This is a genomic window from Devosia equisanguinis, assembly GCF_900631955.1.
Taxonomy (GTDB): domain Bacteria; phylum Pseudomonadota; class Alphaproteobacteria; order Rhizobiales; family Devosiaceae; genus Devosia; species Devosia equisanguinis.
In genome coordinates this window covers 41,967-60,054 of sequence record NZ_UZWD01000033.1, presented here as the reverse complement: position 1 = coordinate 60,054, position 18,088 = coordinate 41,967, and the positions used below count along the sequence as shown (strand labels likewise).

The following is an 18,088-nucleotide window of genomic DNA, read 5'->3' as shown; positions in this document are numbered from 1 at the left end:
ATGAGCTTCTGGGACGAGCGGTATAGCGAACCGGGCTATCTGTTCGGGGAGGCCCCCAACGCTTTCCTCGCCGCGCAGCAGCATCGGCTCGCAGGCTATCGTACCGCCTTGGCCATTGCCGATGGCGAGGGGCGCAACGGCGCTTTCCTGGCGGAGCAGGGGCTCGATGTCACCAGCATCGACGCCTCCTCGGTCGGCATCGCCAAGGCGAAGGCGCTGGCTGAAAAGCGGGGCGTGTCAGTCGATTGCCAACTGGTGGATGTCGCTGAATATGAATGGCCCGCCGACACATTCGACGTGGTTGTGGGCATTTTCTTTCAATTCGCCGCGCCGCCGCTGCGCGATGCCATCTTTGCCGGCATGATCAGGACATTGGCACCCGGTGGACTTCTGTTGCTGGAAGGCTATGGGCCGCGTCAGATGGAATATGGGACCGGTGGACCCAGAGTGCTGGAAAACCTCTATACCGAGGATCTGCTGGCCGATCGGTTCAAGGCGCTCGAGATCCTCGACCTGCGCAGCTACGACGCCGAGCTCAGCGAAGGCAGCCGTCACAGGGGTGTTTCGGCCCTGGTTGACCTCGTGGCCCGAAAGCCCGGTCGCGGCTGAGGCCAGATCATTTCAAACCAAGGCGGATTCCGGGCACTTTCGCTTCTCGCCCCCGTGAGGGCGAGAGAGCGGGAGCAGAGGCCTCCGGATGGTGGCGGCCGGGTTCTGGCGCGACACATTCAACGAGCGCCAGGCCGCCCTCGGGGCGAGCCCGAGGGCGGAACGGTGGGTGGGAAACGCCGTGCGATAGGTAGCGTCAGGAAACCGCGCAGTTTTTAACTCAAGCCTGCGCGAACAGCTGCCTCTTACTGCGCCGCGCCGCCGGTCTTTGCGGCTTTTTCGGCGTCCCACCACCAGAGGCTGGGGAAGCCGGAGGAGAATTCGGGCAGCGGGTCGGGGTGGCTGAAGCGGTCCCAGCGGGCGGCGCGGGTGGTGCGCAGGGTGTAGCTGGGGATGACGAAATGCTTGGCCAGCAGCACCCGGTCGAGTGCCTTGGTTACCGCCTCCTGGGTTTCGCGATCGTCGGCCGCGATCAGCTGGTCGATCAGCGCGTCGACGGCGGGGTCAGCAATACCGGCATAGTTCTGCGCGCCCTGCGCCTCGGCGGTGGAGGAGCCGAAGAAGAAACGCTGTTCGTTGCCCGGCGAGAAGGACTGGGTCCAGCCCGAATAGATCATGTCATAGTCGAAGCTGCGGGCGCGGTTGATGAATTGCGGGCTGTCGACGGTGCGGATGGTGGCGGTGACGCCGATCTGCGCCAGGTTGGTGACGAGGTTCTGCGCCACCGGCTCGATGGTGGGGCCATTGAGCAGGATTTCGAAGGTGAAGGGCTGCCCATCCGGCCCGATCAACTGGTTGCCCTGCAGCGTATAGCCGGCCTCGGTGAAGAGGCCGAGCGCGGTGCGCAGATTGGCGCGCAGCTTTTGCGGGTCGCCACTGACCGGATTGGTATATTGCGCGGTGAAGACTTCGGGCGGCACCTGGTCCTTGACGGTTTCAAGCACGGACAGTTCCTCGCCTTCCGGCAGGCCCTTGGAGCGGAAGGGCAGGCCGAAGAAGAAGCTGTCTATGCGCTCGTACTGGCCATAGAACAGGGTATTGCTCAGCTCCTCGAAATCGAAGGCGTAGTTCAGGGCTTCGCGCACACGCACATCGGCGAACTTGTCGCGGCGCAGGTTCATGACGAAGCCGACCATCACGCCGCTGTCATTGTAGTCCTGGGGGAAGAGTTCCTTGATCACACGGCCGTCCTTGACCGCCGGGAAGTCATAGGCTGTGGCCCAGCGGCGGGCCTGGTTCTCGCTCCACCAGTCGAACTGGTCGCCTTTGAAAGCCTCGAACATCACCGTCAGATCGAGGAAATATTCGATCTTGTAGGTGTCGAAATTGTTCTGGCCGACGCGGGTCGGCTGCTCATTGCCCCAATAATCGGGATTGCGCTCATAGGTGGTGGTGCGGCCGGCATCGAAACTGGCAAGGCGGTAGGGGCCGGAGCCCATAGGGATTTCGAGGGTGGATTCGGCGATATTGCGGGCCTTGCCATTGGCACCGGTGCCCTCCCACCAATGCTGGGGCAGAACCAGCAATTGGCCCAGGATCAGCGGCAATTCGAGATTGTCGGTCTGGTTGAAGGTAAAGGTCACCTCGCCCGGGGCCGTCACCTCGGCCTTGGTGATATTGGCATAATATTGGGCGCGGTCGGGATTGACCTCGATCAGCTTGTTGAAGCTCCAGACCACGTCTTCAGGCGTGACCGGCTCGCCGTCCTGCCACTTGGCCTTGGGGTCGATGCGGAAGGTCACCGCGCCGTAATCGGCGGCGATCTTCAATTCGGAGGCGAGCAGGCCGTAATAGGTGTTCACCTCATCCTGCGAGGGGATCATCAGCGTTTCGTAGACCAGGCCCAGCCCGTTGGCGACCTCGCCCTTGGGCAGGATGGGGTTGAAGGTGTCGAAACCGCCGAGATCGCCCATGCGCACCGTGCCGCCCTTGGGGGCATCGACATTGACATAGTCGAAATGGGTGTAGTCGGGGCCGTATTTGGCTTCGCCTTGCAGCGTGAAGGAATTGGTCCATTCCCCGGTCTTTGGCTGGGCCGAGGCGGGGGCGGAGAGCCCAAATGCTGCCACGAGGGCAAGGACGGGCAGGAAGAGGCGGGTCAAGAGCGTCATGGCGTGGCTCCGCGGCAAGGGTTTGGTGTCGAAATTAGTCAGATGTCGGCATCGGGGGCAATGGTCGTGCCGTTCACCGTTTCGGGTGAGGCAAGCTCGAAGGCGGCAGCGAGTAATTGGCGGGTGTAGTCTTGCTGCGGGGCGGCGAAAATGTCGGCGGCCAGGCCCTGCTCGACCACCTTGCCATGGCGCATGACGATGAGGCGGTGGGCCAGCGCCCGCACCACGCGCAGATCGTGGCTGATGAAGAGATAGCTCAACTGCCGTCGGTACTGCACATCGCGCAGCAGGTCGATCACCTGGGCCTGGATGGAGACATCGAGCGCCGAGGTGGGCTCGTCCAGCACCAGGAAATCGGGCTCGAGCACCAAAGCGCGGGCAATGGCGATGCGCTGGCGCTGGCCCCCGGAAAATTCGTGCGGATAGCGGCTGGTCACCGCGGGATCGAGGCCGACCTCGCGCAAGGCCGCTGTCACTTTCTCGGCCCGTTCGGCGCGGGTCAGCTGCGGCATGTGCACGCCAAGGCCCTCCTCGACGATCTCGCGCACCGACATGCGGGGGCTGAGCGAGCCATAAGGGTCTTGAAACACGATCTGCATGTTTTTGCGCAGCGGCCGCAAGGCGCGCCAGGATCGGGCCTGAACCGGGTTGCCAAGCACCACGATCCGCCCCTTGGACGGGATCAGGCGCAGCATGGCATAGCCGAGCGAGGACTTGCCCGAACCGCTCTCGCCCACGACGCCCAGAGTCTCGCCCTTTTTGATGGTGAGATCGACGCCGTCGACGGCGCGGATATGGCCGACGACACGGCGCAGCAGGCCGCGCTTGATGGGGAACCAGACCTTGAGGTCGGTGGCTTCGACCATGGTGGGCGCGTCGGCTGCGGGCACCAGCGCGTCCCCGCGCGGCGAAGCGGCGAGCAGGCGTTTGGTATAGTCGTGTTGCGGCTTGTCGAAGATGGCGTTGACCGGCCCGCTTTCGACGATCTCGCCACCGGTCATGACGCAGACCCGGTCGGCAATGCGCCGCACGATGGTGAGGTCGTGGGTGATGAACAGCATGGCCATGCCATTGTCGCGCTGCAGTTTTTTGAGGAGGGCGAGGATTTGCGCCTGCACGGTGACATCGAGCGCGGTGGTTGGTTCGTCGGCAATCAGCAGTTTCGGGTCGTTGGCGAGCGCCATGGCGATCATGACGCGTTGCCGCTGGCCGCCGGACAGCTGGTGCGGAAAGTCGTCAAAGCGGTGTAGCGGATCGGGAATGCCGACGGCATCGAGCAATTCGAGCGTGCGCTTGCGGGCAGCGGTCTTGCGCAACCCCTGATGCACGGCCAGCGTCTCGCCGATCTGCTTGCCGATGCTGTGCAGCGGATTGAGTGAGCTCATCGGCTCCTGGAAGATCATGCCGACGCGATTGCCGCGCACCTGCCGCAGCGTGGCGTCATCGGCGCCGACCAGCTCCGTGCCGTCAAGGCGGATGGAGCCGGAGAGCGTGGCGCTGGGCGGCAGCAGTTTCAGCACCGACAGCGCCGTCACCGACTTGCCCGAGCCGCTCTCGCCGACCAGCGCCACTGTTTCGCCCGGGCTGATGTCGAAGGATACGGACCTGGCGGCGGGGCTAGCGCCGAAGCCGATGGTGAGATCGCGAACCGAGAGCAGGGGCGCGGTCACGGGTGGAGCCAACCGTCTTCTATTGCGGCAATTTCTGAAAGAGTCGGCCTCAGCACCTGTACCGACGTTGACTGCCAGTTTTGCGTCGTTGACGCATAGCTTAACGCATATGGGCCGCGGATGCCTTGGTCCTCACTCATGAAATACTGACATCCCAGCTTGATGGCTGTTGAGATATGGATGGCATCAGGCAGCTTTAGAGAGTGTGCGCTCCGCAGCAGCGCCGCTGCCGCTAATACCTCACGATCGACCGGGGCCACCGTAAGCCAGTCCGTCGTCTGAATTAAGGTTTCGTAGCGTAGCCGGTTGATATCATCATGTTTGCGATAGGGGACGACCAGCAATTCGGCCAGTGTCAGTTCACTTGTTACGAAAGGGGCTGAGCCAGACGGCGTTTCTCCAGAGAACAGCCCGACCAACGCGTGCGACTGCTCGTCCTGGCCCTCGAAAGCTTTGATGAAAATATTCGTGTCCAGGTAGACCGGTTGCACCAATCAGTCATCCCACTCGTCGCGAAGTGCCCGAATTCTCGCTACAGCTTCCTCCGTGGTGACGGTTTCCCCGCGCTCCGCCGCATCGCGCTGCATCTGCTTCATCAAAGCGACTGCCTGCTCGCGAGAAAGTGGGGGCGGAGTCGAATACGTCTCCTCGGTTAAAATGACCGTGACCGAACTTGTCGATACGAGTTCGCGCAAATCCTCTGGCAGGTTCTCGACCGGGTAATGCTGCCGCACGATCTTGTTCATGGCGCGCCTCCTTGCGAGGCCATCATACCACATTTCATCGGAAGGTCTTTCGGGGATCGAAGGCGTCGCGGATGGCTTCGCCGATGAAGACCAGGAGCGTCATCATCAAGGAGATGGTGAAAAAGCCGGTCAGACCAAGCCAGGGGGCTTCGAGGTTGTTCTTGCCCTCTTCGAGCAACTGGCCCAGCGAAGGCGAGCCGGAGGGCAGGCCGAAGCCCAGGAAATCGAGTGAGGTCAGCGTCGCCACCGAGCCCGAGAGGATGAAGGGCATGAAGGTCAGCGTCGCGACCATGGCATTGGGTAGAAGATGCCGCCACATGATCATGCGGTTGGATACACCCAGGGCGCGGGCGGCGGTGACATATTCGAAATTGCGGGCGCGCAGGAATTCGGCCCGCACGATGCCCACCAGCGTCACCCAGGAGAACAAAAGCAAAATGCCGAGCAGCACCCAGAAGCCGGGCGCGATCACCGAGGAGATGATGAGGAGGAGATAAAGGGCGGGTACCGAGGTCCAGATTTCGATCAGCCTTTGGGCGATGAGATCGACCCAGCCGCCGAAATAGCCCTGCAGGGCGCCGGCCGCGACGCCTATTACTGAAGAGGCGACGGTGAGGACGAGGCCGAAGAGGATGGAAATGCGGAAGCCATAGATCAGCCGCGCCATGACGTCGCGCCCGGTTCCATCGGTGCCCAGGACGTGGAAATTGCCTGGAAGGCAGCCGGGATCTGCGAGGCCTTGTGGGTAGCGCTGGCACACCACGTCGCGGCTCATCAACCAGCTGGGCGGGTTGGCGCCGGGAAAGGCTACATAGGGATCGACTGTATTGTAGCTGAAGCGGATGGGCGGCCAGAGCACCCAGCCATTGGCGCTGATCTCATCAGCGATGAATTCATCGCGGTAATTGGTGGTGGCGAGGAACCCGCCAAAGGTGCTTTCGGGATAGTCGATAAGTGCCGGCACCATCAGCTCGCCCTTGTAGGAGACGAGAATGGGCCGGTCATTGGCGATGAATTCGGCGCCCAGCGTCACCACAAAGAGGACGAGGAAGATCCAGAAACTCCACCAGCCGCGGCGATTGGCGCGGAAATTGGCGAGGCGCCGCCGGTTGAGCGGGCTGAGGCGGCCATGCGGGGCAGCGTCGAGGCTCATACGTCGCGGCTTTCGAAATCGAGGCGTGGATCGACCCACATATAGGCCAGGTCCGATACCAGCCCGATGATGAGGCCGAGCAGCGAGAAGATGTAGAGTGTGGCAAAGACCACCGGATAATCGCGGCTGACCACCGACTGGAAGCCGAGAAGACCGAGGCCGTCGAGCGAGAAGATGGTTTCGATCAGCAGCGAGCCGCCGAAGAAGACGCCGATAAAGGCGCCGGGAAAGCCAGCAATGATCAACATCATGGCGTTGCGGAAGACGTGGCCATAGAGCACCTGCCGCTCGGTCAGGCCCTTGGCGCGGGCGGTGGTGACATATTGCTTGCCGATCTCGTCGAGAAAGGAGTTCTTGGTCAGCAGCGTCGCGGTGGCGAAGGCGCCCAGGCCCATGGCGATGATGGGAAGCACCAGATGCCAGAAATAGTCGAGCACCTGCCGCCACCAGGGAAAACTGACCCAGCCCGGCGAGGTGAGCCCGCGTAGCGGAAAGATCGACCAGAACGAGCCGCCGGCGAAGAGGACGACGAGCGCGATGGCCACCAGGAAGCCGGGCACGGCATAGCCGATGATGACGATGGTCGAGGTCCAGACATCGAAACGGCTGCCGTCTTGCACCGCCTTGGCAATGCCAAGGGGGATCGAAATGCCATAGGCAATCAGCGTCATCCACAGGCCCAGCGAGATCGAAACCGGCATCTTTTCCTTGATCAGATCGATCACCGAAATGTCGCGGTAATAGCTGTCGCCGAAATCGAAGCGCAGGTAATTTCCGATCATGGAGAAAAAGCGTTCGAGCGGCGGCTTGTCGAAGCCAAACTGCTTTTCGATGCGCGCGACCAGTTCGGGCGGCAGGCCCTGGCTGCCGCGATAGGCGCCGCCAGTCTGCTGGCGGGATGGGGCGGCCACGCCATCGCCGCCACCGCCGGTAACGCGCTCGCTGAGCGACACGTTCTGCCCCGACATATTGGCCAGGGCCTGTTCCACAGGACCGCCGGGGGCGAACTGGGTGATGACAAAGGACACGGCCATGATGCCGAACACGGTCGGGATCATCAGCAGGAGACGGCGGAAGATATAGGCGCCCATGCCTGCTCCGGCAACGAGACATGCCCGGCTTTGCGGCGTGTGCGACGCAAATCAAAGGGCGATGACAACTGATCGGCACTGCAACACTTCCGTGACGGCGATGCAAGATTGCTCGCCTGCCGATCGCCGGCTTTCACGCGGGTTTGTAGTGCAGGGCTTGCCCTGGCCGCCGCCGCCGTTCAGGATCGGTATCCAACAAGGAGAAGCGGATGCGGTTTCAATCCGTCGGGCAGATCAAGGATATTTCCATCGCCAGGGTGATGCTGGTCGCGCTGCGGGCGCATGGCTTTCACCCGCTCGATCCGGTGGATGGCGGATTGCCGGGGGTTCCGAACCTTTTCGGAACACAGGGCGTTAGTATCGAGGTTCCGGAGGACGAGGCCGAGGATGCGGCTGTGCTTCTCGCGGACCTGATGAAGGATATGAACGACACCCACCCCTAAAACGGCCATATTGCGGCAGCACAAGAAAGGTGCGGGTTGGGCGATTGAACGTGGGGGGCTGTTTGCTTTATAAGCCGCCACAAGTGTTAATTTCCCTTAAGCCCTTGGGGCAGGAGTGATCAATGCAGGTTTGGAAGCGCGGCGCTTCTTCCATTGCGGGTTTGTCGGTATTGGCCCTGGTGCTGGCCGGCTGTGCCTCGACCAGTGGAACCAACACCAGCAATCTCAATGTCATCGGTGCGCCCAGCCAGGCGCAGCCGGTGCAGAACTCGACGGTGCAGCAGAATACGCTGCCGGCGATCGGCGCGACGGGCACGCCCGCCCCGGGCCTTTCCGGCCAGCCGGTTCTGGGCGGCCAGCCCGCCATGACGCAGCCGACGCAGGTTGCGGGCGCCAATGGCTCGATCGTGTCGCTGGGCCAACCGATGACCACCGGCGTCAGCACCGGACCGGAAGGCGTGTGGAACGTGGTGGCTGGCGGCCAGACCTGCCGGCTCAACCTGCCGATGACCGCCAAGACCGGTACCAATTACTATCGCGCTTCGGCGCCGGGCTGCACCGTGTCGCAGATTGCGGCAGTGACGGGCTGGCAGCAGGTCGGCAGCCAGCTGCAGCTTTATGATGATAACGGCAATATCGCCGCGTTCCTGGCGCCGAGCTCGGGCCGTTATATCGGCACGATGGGTGGTGGCCAGCCGGTCTCCATGTCGCGCTAAGTTCACGAAAGCCGGTCCAATGGGCCGGCTTTTTTGTGTCATCCTTCTACATGCTTGAAATTGCCTTGCCACAGAGCAGGTGGCCGCTCGGGGTTGACCCGGGCCGGCTCACGACGCAATGGGTGGTGCGACTGGCCTTGGGGCCGGCGCGGGTTTGGCTCGGTATTGCTTGATGGCTTCTTCTTCCCCCTATTCCTCGGTTCGCACCGCCTATGATGCGCTGGTGGCGCGCGGGGCGCTGAGCGCCGATCCGGCGCAGCGCGAGGCGGCGGACCAGTTCGATCGCGTGCTGAACGACCTGATGGCGGCCAAGCCAAGGCGGCTGTTCGGGTTTTTCGACAAGCCGAAGCCGGTGCGCGGGCTCTACCTGTTCGGCGAAGTGGGGCGCGGCAAGACCATGCTGATGGACCTGTTCTTTGCCGCCGTGCCGTTCCCGCAGAAGCGGCGCGTGCATTTCCACGAATTCATGGATGAGGTGCACCAAGCCATTGCGGCGTTTCGCAAGTCGCCCAAAGGCAGTGCCGACAATGCCGATCCGGTGGAAGCGGTGGTGCGGCCAATCCTCATGAGCGGGTTGCGCGTGCTCTGCCTCGACGAGTTCCACGTCCATGACATCGCCAACGCCATGCTGCTCGACCGGCTGTTCGAAAAACTGTTTGCCGGCGGGGTCACACTGGTCTCCACCTCAAACGTGGTCCCCGACGATCTCTACAAGGATGGTCTCAACCGGCAACTGTTCCTGCCCTTCATCGCCCGGCTCAAGGCGGAGACGGTGGTGGTGGGGCTGCCATCGGAACAGGATTATCGGCGGCTGAAATTTGCCGGGCAGCAGGTCTATGCCTTCGGCACCGGGCCCGAAATCGGCGCGGTCATGGACCGGCTCTGGCTGCGCATTACCGGCGGCGAACTGGGCGCGCCGGGGGTGATTGAAAGCATTGGCCGGGAAATTCCGGTGCCGGCAATGTCCATGGGGGCGGCCCGTTTCGGTTTTGCCGATCTCTGCGAAAAGCCGCTGGGGACCAGAGATTTCGTAAGCATCGCACATTCGTTCGATTCGGTGATGCTCGAGGATGTGCCACAGATGGACCGGACCCGGTCCGATGCGGCCAAGCGCTTCATCCTGTTGATCGACAGTCTCTACGACCGGGGCGTCAAGCTGGCGGCCAGCTTTGCGGTGCCGCTCGAACAATTGGGCAAGGACGACAAGACCGCCTTCGAATTCCAGCGCACGGTGTCCCGGCTCACCGAGATGCAGTCCGAGGAATATCTCGGCAAGGGGTTGCGGGATGCGGTGCCCGACGAGACAGAAGACATTTGACCGAGCCAGTTCTAGATGTCCATCGTCACCACCCGACTTGATCGGGTGGTCCATTTCTGTCCGGCGTTTTGTTGCAGCATGGATTGCCCGGTCGAGCCGGGCAATGACGATGGGTGGGACGTTTCGAGTTCGCAGTCCCTGCGCACATGCCCAACCGGCATTCCCCCTTCACCCATCAGCATGGGCCAAACCCGGCTTTAGACGAAGGGTTCACTTGCTCCTCAATGCGGGGAGGGTTAAGACGTGCGCCAATTCAACGCAGTTGGGATGAGGCTTATGGCGCGCAAGAAGATTGCCCTTATCGGTGCTGGACAGATCGGCGGGACACTGGCCCTGCTGACCGCTCAGAAAGAACTGGGTGACGTCGTATTGTTCGACGTCGTCGACGGCGTACCGCAGGGTAAGGCCCTCGATATCGCCCAGTCGGCTCCGGCCCAGGGCTTCGATTCCACGCTCAAGGGCACGTCCGAATACAAGGACATCGAAGGCGCCGATGTGGTGATCGTCACCGCCGGCGTGCCGCGCAAGCCCGGCATGAGCCGCGACGACCTGCTCGAAATCAACCTCAAGGTGATGGAGCAGGTGGGTGCGGGCATTGCCAAATATGCCCCCGACGCTTTCGTCATCTGCATCACCAACCCGCTCGACGCCATGGTCTGGGCGCTGCAGAAGTTCTCCGGCCTGCCCGCCAACAAGGTGATCGGCATGGCCGGCGTGCTCGACAGCTCGCGCTTCGTGCACTTCATCGCCGAAGAGCTGGGCGTGTCGGTTCAGGACGTCAACGCCTTCGTGCTGGGCGGCCATGGCGACACCATGGTGCCGCTGACCCGCTACTCCACCGTTGCCGGCATTCCGCTGACCGACATCGTCAAGATGGGCTGGATGAGCAAGGAAAAGCTCGAAGAGATCGTGCAGCGCACCCGTGATGGCGGCGCCGAGATCGTCGGGTTGCTGAAGACCGGTTCGGCCTTCTATGCGCCGGCCGCATCCGCCATTGCCATGGCCGAGAGCTATCTCAAGGACAAGAAGCGCGTGCTTCCTTCCGCCGTGCAGCTCAATGGCGAATATGGCGTCAAGGGCACCTATGTCGGCGTGCCCGTGATCATCGGTGCCGGTGGCGCGGAGAAGGTCGTCGAGATCGCGCTCAACTCCTCCGAGCAAAAGGCGTTCGACAAATCGGTCGGCGCGGTCGAAGGCCTGATCGAGGCGTGTAAAAAGATCCAGCCCAAGCTGGCCTAATGATTGAAGCCGCTGGTTCCGCCAGCGGCTTTCGCCCTTTCCGGTCTCTGGAAATGTCCGGCTTACGTCTGCCCACCCAAGGGGAATAGAATGAATATCCATGAACACCAGGCCAAGGCGCTGCTGAAAGAATACGGCGCGCCCGTTGCCGCTGGCGTCGCCATTTTCTCGGTCGACGAAGCCGAGGCCGCAGCCAGGTCGCTGCCGGGCCCGCTTTATGTGGTCAAGAGCCAGATCCATGCCGGCGGTCGCGGCAAGGGCAAGTTCAAGGAACTCGGTCCCGATGCCAAGGGCGGCGTGCGCCTGGCCAAGAGCATCGAGGAAGTGGTTGCCCACGCCAAGGAAATGCTCGGCAATACGCTGGTGACTGCCCAGACCGGCGAAGCCGGCAAGCAGGTCAACCGCCTCTATGTCGAAGACGGCGCCGATATCGCCCGTGAGCTCTATTGCTCGCTGCTGGTCGATCGCTCGGTCGGTCAGGTGGCTTTCGTGGTGTCCACCGAAGGCGGCATGGACATCGAGGCCGTGGCCCATGACACTCCGGAAAAGATCGTGACCGTCGCGATCAATCCCGAAGCCGGTGTCACCGATGCCGATGTGGCCAAGATCGTGGCCGCGCTCAAGCTCGACGGCGTTGCCGCCGAAGACGCCAAGAGCCTGTTCCCCATCCTCTACAAGGCCTTCAGCGACACCGACATGGCGCTGCTCGAGGTCAATCCGCTGATCGTCATGGAAAACGGCCATCTGCGCGTGCTCGACGCCAAGGTGTCGTTCGACGGCAATGCGCTGTTCCGCCATGACAATATCAAGGCGCTGCGCGACGAGAGCGAAGAAGACAGCAAGGAAATCGAGGCCTCCAAGTGGGACCTCGCCTATGTGGCGCTCGACGGCAATATCGGCTGCATGGTCAATGGCGCGGGCCTGGCCATGGCGACCATGGACATCATCAAGCTCTACGGCAAAGAGCCGGCGAACTTCTGTGACGTTGGCGGCGGCGCCGGCAAGGACAAGGTCGCGGCCGCCTTCAAGATCATCACTGCCGACCCCAAGGTCGAAGGCATTCTGGTCAACATCTTCGGCGGCATCATGAAGTGCGATGTCATCGCCGAAGGCGTTGTCGCGGCCGTGCAGGAAGTGGGCCTCAAGGTGCCGCTGGTGGTGCGCCTGGAAGGCACCAATGTCGAACTGGGCAAGAAGATCCTCAACGAGTCCGGCCTGGCGATCACGGCGGCCGACGATCTCGACGACGCCGCCAAGAAGATCGTCGCGGCGATCAACGGCTAATTTGAAGGACCTTACCTGATGTCTATTCTCGTCAATAAGAACACCAAGGTCCTCGTCCAGGGCCTGACCGGCAAGACCGGCACCTTCCACACCGAACAGGCGCTGGCCTATTATGGCACGCAGATGGTTGGCGGTATCCACCCCAAGAAGGGCGGCGAAACCTGGACCGGTTCGAAGGGTGAAAGCCTGCCGATCTTCGCTTCGGTCGCCGAGGGCAAGGAAAAGACCGGCGCGGACGCTTCGGTCATCTATGTGCCGCCTGCCGGTGCTGCCGATGCCATCATCGAAGCCATCGATGCCGAAATCCCGTTCATCACCTGCATCACCGAAGGTATCCCGGTGATGGACATGGTGCGCGTCAAGGCTCGCCTCGACCGCTCCAAGTCGCGACTGCTCGGCCCCAACTGCCCGGGCATCCTGACCCCGGAAGAATGCAAGATCGGCATCATGCCGGGCTCGATTTTCCGCAAGGGTTCGGTGGGTATTGTTTCGCGCTCGGGCACGCTTACCTATGAGGCAGTGTTCCAGACCTCGAACGAAGGCCTCGGCCAGACCACTGCGGTCGGCATTGGCGGCGATCCGGTCAAGGGCACCGAGTTCATCGACGTGCTGGAGATGTTCCTGGCTGACGACGCCACCGAAGCCATCATCATGATCGGCGAAATCGGCGGTTCGGCCGAAGAAGACGCCGCCCAGTTCCTGATCGACGAAGCCAAGAAGGGCCGCAAGAAGCCGATGGCCGGTTTCATCGCGGGCCGCACCGCTCCCAAGGGCCGGACCATGGGCCATGCCGGCGCCGTGGTTTCGGGCGGCAAGGGCGACGCGGAGTCCAAGATCGCCGCGATGGAAGCGGCCGGCATTCGCGTCTCGCCGTCGCCGGCGCGCCTTGGCACCACGCTTGTGGATGTGCTGAAGGGCTGAGAGCCGTCCCCCAGGGCCAATCGCTCCGGTGGAGCGATTGGAGGCGAGCAGGCCATGAGAGCTAGGCTCGAATGGCGGGGCATGTCGGTTGCATTACCGTGGCGTCATCTCGGCGAATGCCGCGATTTACTTGAGATTTCATGACGAGCCCCGGCCCTTGCCGGGGCGACAATCAGCGAAACTGGCCGGATGCAACCCGGTTAGGTCGCGGTTCGGACACAGAGCGGTGATAAGCCCTCGGGCGTTCAATACGGTATGAGTCTATTCGAGCCACGATCCTGCTCAGGGATCGTTCCACTTAACAGGATACTAAGGATAAGCGGTCAGTATCCGCAGCAATTTAAGGACCGCGTGAAACCGGCACTCCCGGTTCGTTGAGAAGGATGGCGGGGCGCAAAGTCCTGCGACACAAGCGATGACACGACAGGAAAAGAACGACACGTTCTTGCTGACTTCTTTCCTCTACGGAGGGAATGCCGACTACATCGAACAACTCTATTCTCGCTTCAAGAGCGACCCGTCCAGCGTTGACGCGACATGGGCCAGCTTCTTCAGCCGTCTCGACGATAGCCAGGACGAGGCGCGCAAGAACGCCGACGGTCCGAGCTGGGGTCGCAAGGACTGGCCGCAGGCCGAAGCCAGCGAATTGGTCAGCGCCCTGGACGGCAACTGGGCCGAAGTGGCGGTCAAGACTGAGAAGGTCGTAGCCAAGAAGGCCGCTGCGGAAGGCAAGCCCGCTCCCACCGCTACCGAAGTGTTGCAGGCCACGCGCGACTCTATCCGCGCCATCATGATGATCCGTGCCTATCGCATGCGCGGTCACCTGCACGCCGATCTCGATCCGCTGCACCTGCGCGCCGAAGAGCCGGCGCCCGAGCTCGATCCGACGAGCTACGGCTTCACCGAAGCCGATTATTCCCGCAAGATCTTCATCGACAACTATCTCGGCCTCGAATACGCGACGCTCCCCGAGATGCTGGCGATCCTCAAGCGCACCTATTGCGGTACGCTTGGCATCGAGTTCATGCATATCTCCGATCCCGAAGCCAAGCAGTGGATCCAGGAGCGCATCGAGGGCCCGGACAAGGAAATCACCTTCACGCCCGAGGGCAAGAAGGCCATCCTCAACAAGCTGATCGAAGCCGAGGGCTTCGAGAAGTTCCTCGACGTCAAATATACCGGCACCAAGCGCTTCGGCCTCGATGGTGCCGAAGCCACCATTCCGGCGCTGGAGCAGATCATCAAGCGCGGTGGCGCGCTGGGCATCAAGGACATCGTCTTGGGCATGGCCCACCGTGGCCGTCTCAATGTCCTCACCCAGGTTTTGAGCAAGCCGCATCGCGCGCTGTTCCACGAATTCAAGGGCGGCGCCTTCTATCCCGACGACGTCGAAGGTTCGGGCGACGTGAAGTACCATCTGGGTGCTTCCTCGGACCGCGAATTCGACGGCAACAAGGTGCACCTGTCGCTGACTGCCAATCCCTCCCATCTCGAGATCGTCGATCCGGTGGTGCTGGGCAAGTCGCGCGCCAAGCAGGACCAGCACATTGCCCCCGATGGCAAGCTGGTCAATATCGAGCAGGACGGCAAGCCGGACCGCTCCATGGTGCTGCCGCTGCTGATCCATGGCGATGCTGCCTTTGCCGGGCAGGGCGTTATTGCCGAGTGCCTGGGCCTGTCGGGCCTCAAGGGGCACCGCACGGGTGGCTCGATCCATTTCGTGATCAACAATCAGATCGGCTTCACCACCTCGCCGATCTATTCGCGCTCCTCGCCCTATCCGACCGATGTCGCCAAGATGATCGAGGCGCCGGTGCTGCATGTGAACGGCGACGATCCGGAAGCGGTTGTCTTTGCCGCCAAGGTCGCGGTCGAATATCGCCAGAAGTTCGGCAAGCCTGTCGTCATCGACATGTTCTGCTATCGTCGCTTCGGCCATAATGAAGGCGACGAGCCCAGCTTCACCCAGCCTCTGATGTATTCCAAGATCCGGTCGCACCAGACCACCTTGGAACTGTATTCGGCAAAGCTGGTGGGCGAGGGCCTGCTGACCCAGACCGATATCGACCAGCTCAAGGCCGACTGGAAGGCGCGCCTCGAAACTGAATTCGAAGCCGGCCAGGACTATCGTCCGAACAAGGCCGACTGGCTCGATGGCCAGTGGAAGAGCTTCAAGCCGGCGCATGACGAAGGTCCGCGCCGTGGCGAAACCGGTGTCGCCCTCGACAGGCTGGTCGAGATCGGCACCAAGCTCACCCAGGTTCCCGCCGACTTCAACGTGCACCGCACGGTCAAGCGCTTCATGGACAATCGCCTGGCGGCGATCGAGTCCGGCGAGGGCATCGACTGGGCAACCGCCGAGGCACTGGCTTTCGGCACGCTGGTGACCGAAGGCCATCCCGTGCGCCTTTCCGGCCAGGATTGCGAACGCGGCACCTTCAGCCAGCGCCATTCGGTGCTCAACGATCAGCAGGTCGACAACAAGACCTATACGCCGCTCAACAATCTGGCGCCCGATCAGTCGCGCTACGAGGTCATCAATTCGATGCTCTCCGAAGAAGCGGTGCTGGGTTTTGAATATGGCTATTCGCTCTCCGAGCCCAAGGCGCTGACGCTGTGGGAAGCCCAGTTCGGCGACTTCGTCAACGGCGCGCAGGTGGTGATCGACCAGTTCATCTCCTCGGGCGAGCGCAAGTGGTTCCGCATGTCGGGCCTCGTGATGCTGTTGCCGCATGGCTATGAAGGGCAGGGCCCGGAGCACTCCTCCGCGCGTCCCGAGCGCTTCTTGCAGCTGTGCGCGGAAGACAATATGCAGGTCGCCAACTGCACGACACCGGCCAACTATTTCCACATCCTGCGCCGTCAGCTGAAGCGCGACTTCCGCAAGCCGCTGATCCTGATGACGCCGAAGAGCCTCTTGCGCCACAAGCGCGCCGTCTCGGGTCTGGTGGAACTGGGTCCGGACAGCGTCTTCCATCGCCTGCTCTGGGACGATGCCGAGGCCCCGGGCCTGCCCAAGACCACTATTCGGCTGCAAAGCGACGAGAAGATCCGTCGCGTGGTGCTATGCACGGGCAAGGTCTATTACGACCTGCTCGAAGACCGCGAGAAGAAGGGCATCGACGATGTCTATCTGCTGCGCGTCGAGCAGCTCTATCCGTTCCCGGCCAAAGCACTGCTGGATGAATTGAGCCGCTTCCCCAATGCGGAAGTGATCTGGTGCCAGGAAGAGCCGCGCAATATGGGGGCCTGGGCCTTCATCCAACCCTATGTGGAATGGGTGTTCGACCAGATGGGCCGTGGCAACCAGCGCGTTCGCTATACCGGCCGCGCCGCTGCTGCCTCGCCGGCTACCGGCCGCATGAGCGTGCACCTGGAACAGCTCCAGGCATTCCTCGATGACGCGCTGGGCTCATAAGCCTTGTGACATGACATAAAGAGCGCCACATTCGTCCCTAGGACGAAGGCGCTCCGGCCTGAAAAAGAAGGACATACTCAATGTCGACAGAAATCCGCGTGCCGACGCTGGGCGAAAGCGTCACCGAGGCAACCATCGGTCAGTGGTACAAGAAGGTGGGCGACGCCGTCGCTGCCGATGAGCCCATTGTCGAGCTCGAAACCGACAAGGTTACCATCGAGGTTCCGGCGCCCGCTTCAGGCGTTCTCGAAGCCATCGCTGCCCAGCCGGGCGAAACCGTCGATGTCGGGGCACTGCTGGGTGCCATTGCTGCCGGTGCCGCTGCTGCCGCCTCGACGCCCGCCGCTGCCGCTCCGACACCGGCCAAGACCGAAGTTCCTGCCGCCAATGCTGCCGGTCCCGAGCCGGTCAAGCCGACCGACCGGGCTCCGGCTCCCTCGGCGCAGAAGCTGATCAACGAGAACAATCTCGACGCCGCCGGCATTGCCGGTTCCGGCAAGTCTGGTCAGGTGCTCAAGGAAGATGTGCTCTCGGCCCTGGCCCGTCCGGCGCCCGCCGCCGCGCCTGCTGCTGCCCCCGCTCCGGCTCCTGCTGCAAAGCCCGCCGCTCCGGCGCCTTCTCCCGCGCCGCGCGCTCCGGTTGCCGCCGATGACGCGTCGCGCGAAGAGCGCGTGAAGATGACCCGCCTGCGCCAGACCATTGCGCGCCGCCTCAAGGATGCGCAGAACACCGCCGCCATGCTGACCACCTTCAACGAGGTGGACATGAAGCCGGTGATGGACCTGCGCAACCAGTACAAGGACCTGTTCGAGAAGAAGCATGGCGTCAAGCTGGGCTTCATGGGCTTCTTCACCAAGGCCGTGGTGCATGCGCTCAAGGAAATCCCGGCCGTCAATGCCGAGATCGATGGCGATGACCTGATCTACAAGCAATACGCCCATATCGGCGTCGCTGTCGGCACCGACAAGGGCCTTGTGGTTCCGGTGGTGCGCAATGCCGACCAGATGTCGATCGCCGAGATCGAAAAGGAAATTGGCAATCTCGGCAGGAAGGCCCGCGATGGGCAGCTGTCGATGGCCGACATGCAGGGCGGCACCTTCACCATCTCCAATGGTGGTGTCTATGGCTCGCTGATGTCGACCCCGATCCTCAATGCCCCGCAGTCGGGTATTCTGGGCATGCACAAGATCCAGGAGCGTCCTGTCGTGGTCGGCGGTCAGATCGTCATCCGCCCGATGATGTATCTGGCGCTCAGCTATGATCACCGCATCGTCGACGGCAAGGAAGCCGTCACCTTCCTGGTTCGCGTCAAGGAAAGCCTTGAGGCGCCCGAGCGGCTGGTGCTCGATCTCTAAGGTCCGTCGAGGCC

The 18,088-nt window shown here is 62.4% G+C and carries 15 protein-coding genes; 9 read left to right on the top strand and 6 right to left on the bottom strand.

Annotation, left to right across the window (positions count from 1 at the left end):
* A complete protein-coding gene (locus tag DEVEQU_RS13175) occupies positions 1 to 609 on the top strand; it encodes a class I SAM-dependent methyltransferase (protein ID WP_126151059.1) in 609 nt (202 codons plus the stop codon).
* Positions 610 to 854: 245 nt separating this feature from the next.
* On the opposite strand, the gene DEVEQU_RS13170 is transcribed toward DEVEQU_RS13175, so the two are convergent.
* Genes DEVEQU_RS13170 through DEVEQU_RS13145 form a run of 6 tightly spaced genes read right to left on the bottom strand, consistent with a single transcriptional unit; the run spans position 855 to position 7,380 of the window.
* On the bottom strand, positions 855 to 2,720 hold the full coding sequence (locus DEVEQU_RS13170; protein WP_126151058.1) for an extracellular solute-binding protein: 1,866 nt from the start codon (positions 2,718 to 2,720) through the stop codon (positions 855 to 857).
* Positions 2,721 to 2,758: 38 nt separating this feature from the next.
* On the bottom strand, positions 2,759 to 4,390 hold the full coding sequence (locus DEVEQU_RS13165; RefSeq protein ID WP_126151057.1) for an ABC transporter ATP-binding protein: 1,632 nt from the start codon (positions 4,388 to 4,390) through the stop codon (positions 2,759 to 2,761).
* Positions 4,387 to 4,881 (bottom strand): type II toxin-antitoxin system VapC family toxin, encoded by a 495-nt coding sequence (locus DEVEQU_RS13160; protein ID WP_223214222.1) that lies wholly within the window; start codon positions 4,879 to 4,881, stop codon positions 4,387 to 4,389. Before DEVEQU_RS13160 ends, DEVEQU_RS13165 begins: the two co-directional genes overlap by 4 nt.
* 3 nt (positions 4,882 to 4,884) lie before the next feature.
* Positions 4,885 to 5,136, bottom strand: a complete 252-nt coding sequence (locus DEVEQU_RS13155; protein ID WP_126151055.1) for a hypothetical protein — start codon at positions 5,134 to 5,136, stop codon at positions 4,885 to 4,887.
* A 34-nt stretch (positions 5,137 to 5,170) separates the two neighbouring features.
* Entirely contained in the window at positions 5,171 to 6,289 is a 1,119-nt protein-coding gene (locus tag DEVEQU_RS13150; protein WP_126151054.1) for an ABC transporter permease, read from the bottom strand.
* A complete protein-coding gene (locus DEVEQU_RS13145; protein WP_126151053.1) occupies positions 6,286 to 7,380 on the bottom strand; it encodes a microcin C ABC transporter permease YejB in 1,095 nt (364 codons plus the stop codon). The genes DEVEQU_RS13150 and DEVEQU_RS13145 overlap by 4 nt, the downstream gene beginning before the upstream one ends.
* Before the next feature lie 209 nt (positions 7,381 to 7,589).
* Between DEVEQU_RS13145 and DEVEQU_RS13140 the strand changes: the two genes are divergently transcribed.
* From DEVEQU_RS13140 to odhB, 8 genes are all read left to right on the top strand, one after another.
* Positions 7,590 to 7,823, top strand: coding sequence for a hypothetical protein (locus DEVEQU_RS13140; protein ID WP_126151052.1), 234 nt, complete (start codon positions 7,590 to 7,592; stop codon positions 7,821 to 7,823).
* A 122-nt stretch (positions 7,824 to 7,945) separates the two neighbouring features.
* A complete protein-coding gene (locus tag DEVEQU_RS13135) occupies positions 7,946 to 8,539 on the top strand; it encodes an AprI/Inh family metalloprotease inhibitor (protein WP_126151051.1) in 594 nt (197 codons plus the stop codon).
* Between the two features lie 172 nt (positions 8,540 to 8,711).
* Positions 8,712 to 9,857 carry a cell division protein ZapE gene (gene zapE, locus DEVEQU_RS13130; protein ID WP_126151050.1) on the top strand — a complete coding sequence of 382 codons (1,146 nt, stop codon included), beginning with the start codon at positions 8,712 to 8,714 and terminating at the stop codon, positions 9,855 to 9,857.
* A 276-nt stretch (positions 9,858 to 10,133) separates the two neighbouring features.
* The gene (gene mdh, locus DEVEQU_RS13125) at positions 10,134 to 11,096 is read left to right on the top strand and encodes a malate dehydrogenase (RefSeq protein WP_126151049.1); all 963 of its coding nucleotides are present in this window, start codon (positions 10,134 to 10,136) and stop codon (positions 11,094 to 11,096) included.
* Between the two features lie 90 nt (positions 11,097 to 11,186).
* Positions 11,187 to 12,380 carry an ADP-forming succinate--CoA ligase subunit beta gene (gene sucC, locus DEVEQU_RS13120; RefSeq protein ID WP_126151048.1) on the top strand — a complete coding sequence of 398 codons (1,194 nt, stop codon included), beginning with the start codon at positions 11,187 to 11,189 and terminating at the stop codon, positions 12,378 to 12,380.
* Positions 12,381 to 12,398: 18 nt separating this feature from the next.
* On the top strand, positions 12,399 to 13,301 hold the full coding sequence (gene sucD / locus DEVEQU_RS13115) for a succinate--CoA ligase subunit alpha (protein ID WP_126151047.1): 903 nt from the start codon (positions 12,399 to 12,401) through the stop codon (positions 13,299 to 13,301).
* 415 nt (positions 13,302 to 13,716) lie between these two features.
* Positions 13,717 to 16,719 carry a 2-oxoglutarate dehydrogenase E1 component gene (locus DEVEQU_RS13110; protein WP_126151046.1) on the top strand — a complete coding sequence of 1,001 codons (3,003 nt, stop codon included), beginning with the start codon at positions 13,717 to 13,719 and terminating at the stop codon, positions 16,717 to 16,719.
* Positions 16,720 to 16,799: 80 nt separating this feature from the next.
* Positions 16,800 to 18,074 (top strand): 2-oxoglutarate dehydrogenase complex dihydrolipoyllysine-residue succinyltransferase, encoded by a 1,275-nt coding sequence (odhB, locus tag DEVEQU_RS13105; RefSeq protein WP_126151045.1) that lies wholly within the window; start codon positions 16,800 to 16,802, stop codon positions 18,072 to 18,074.
* The last annotated feature ends 14 nt before the right edge of the window (positions 18,075 to 18,088 follow it).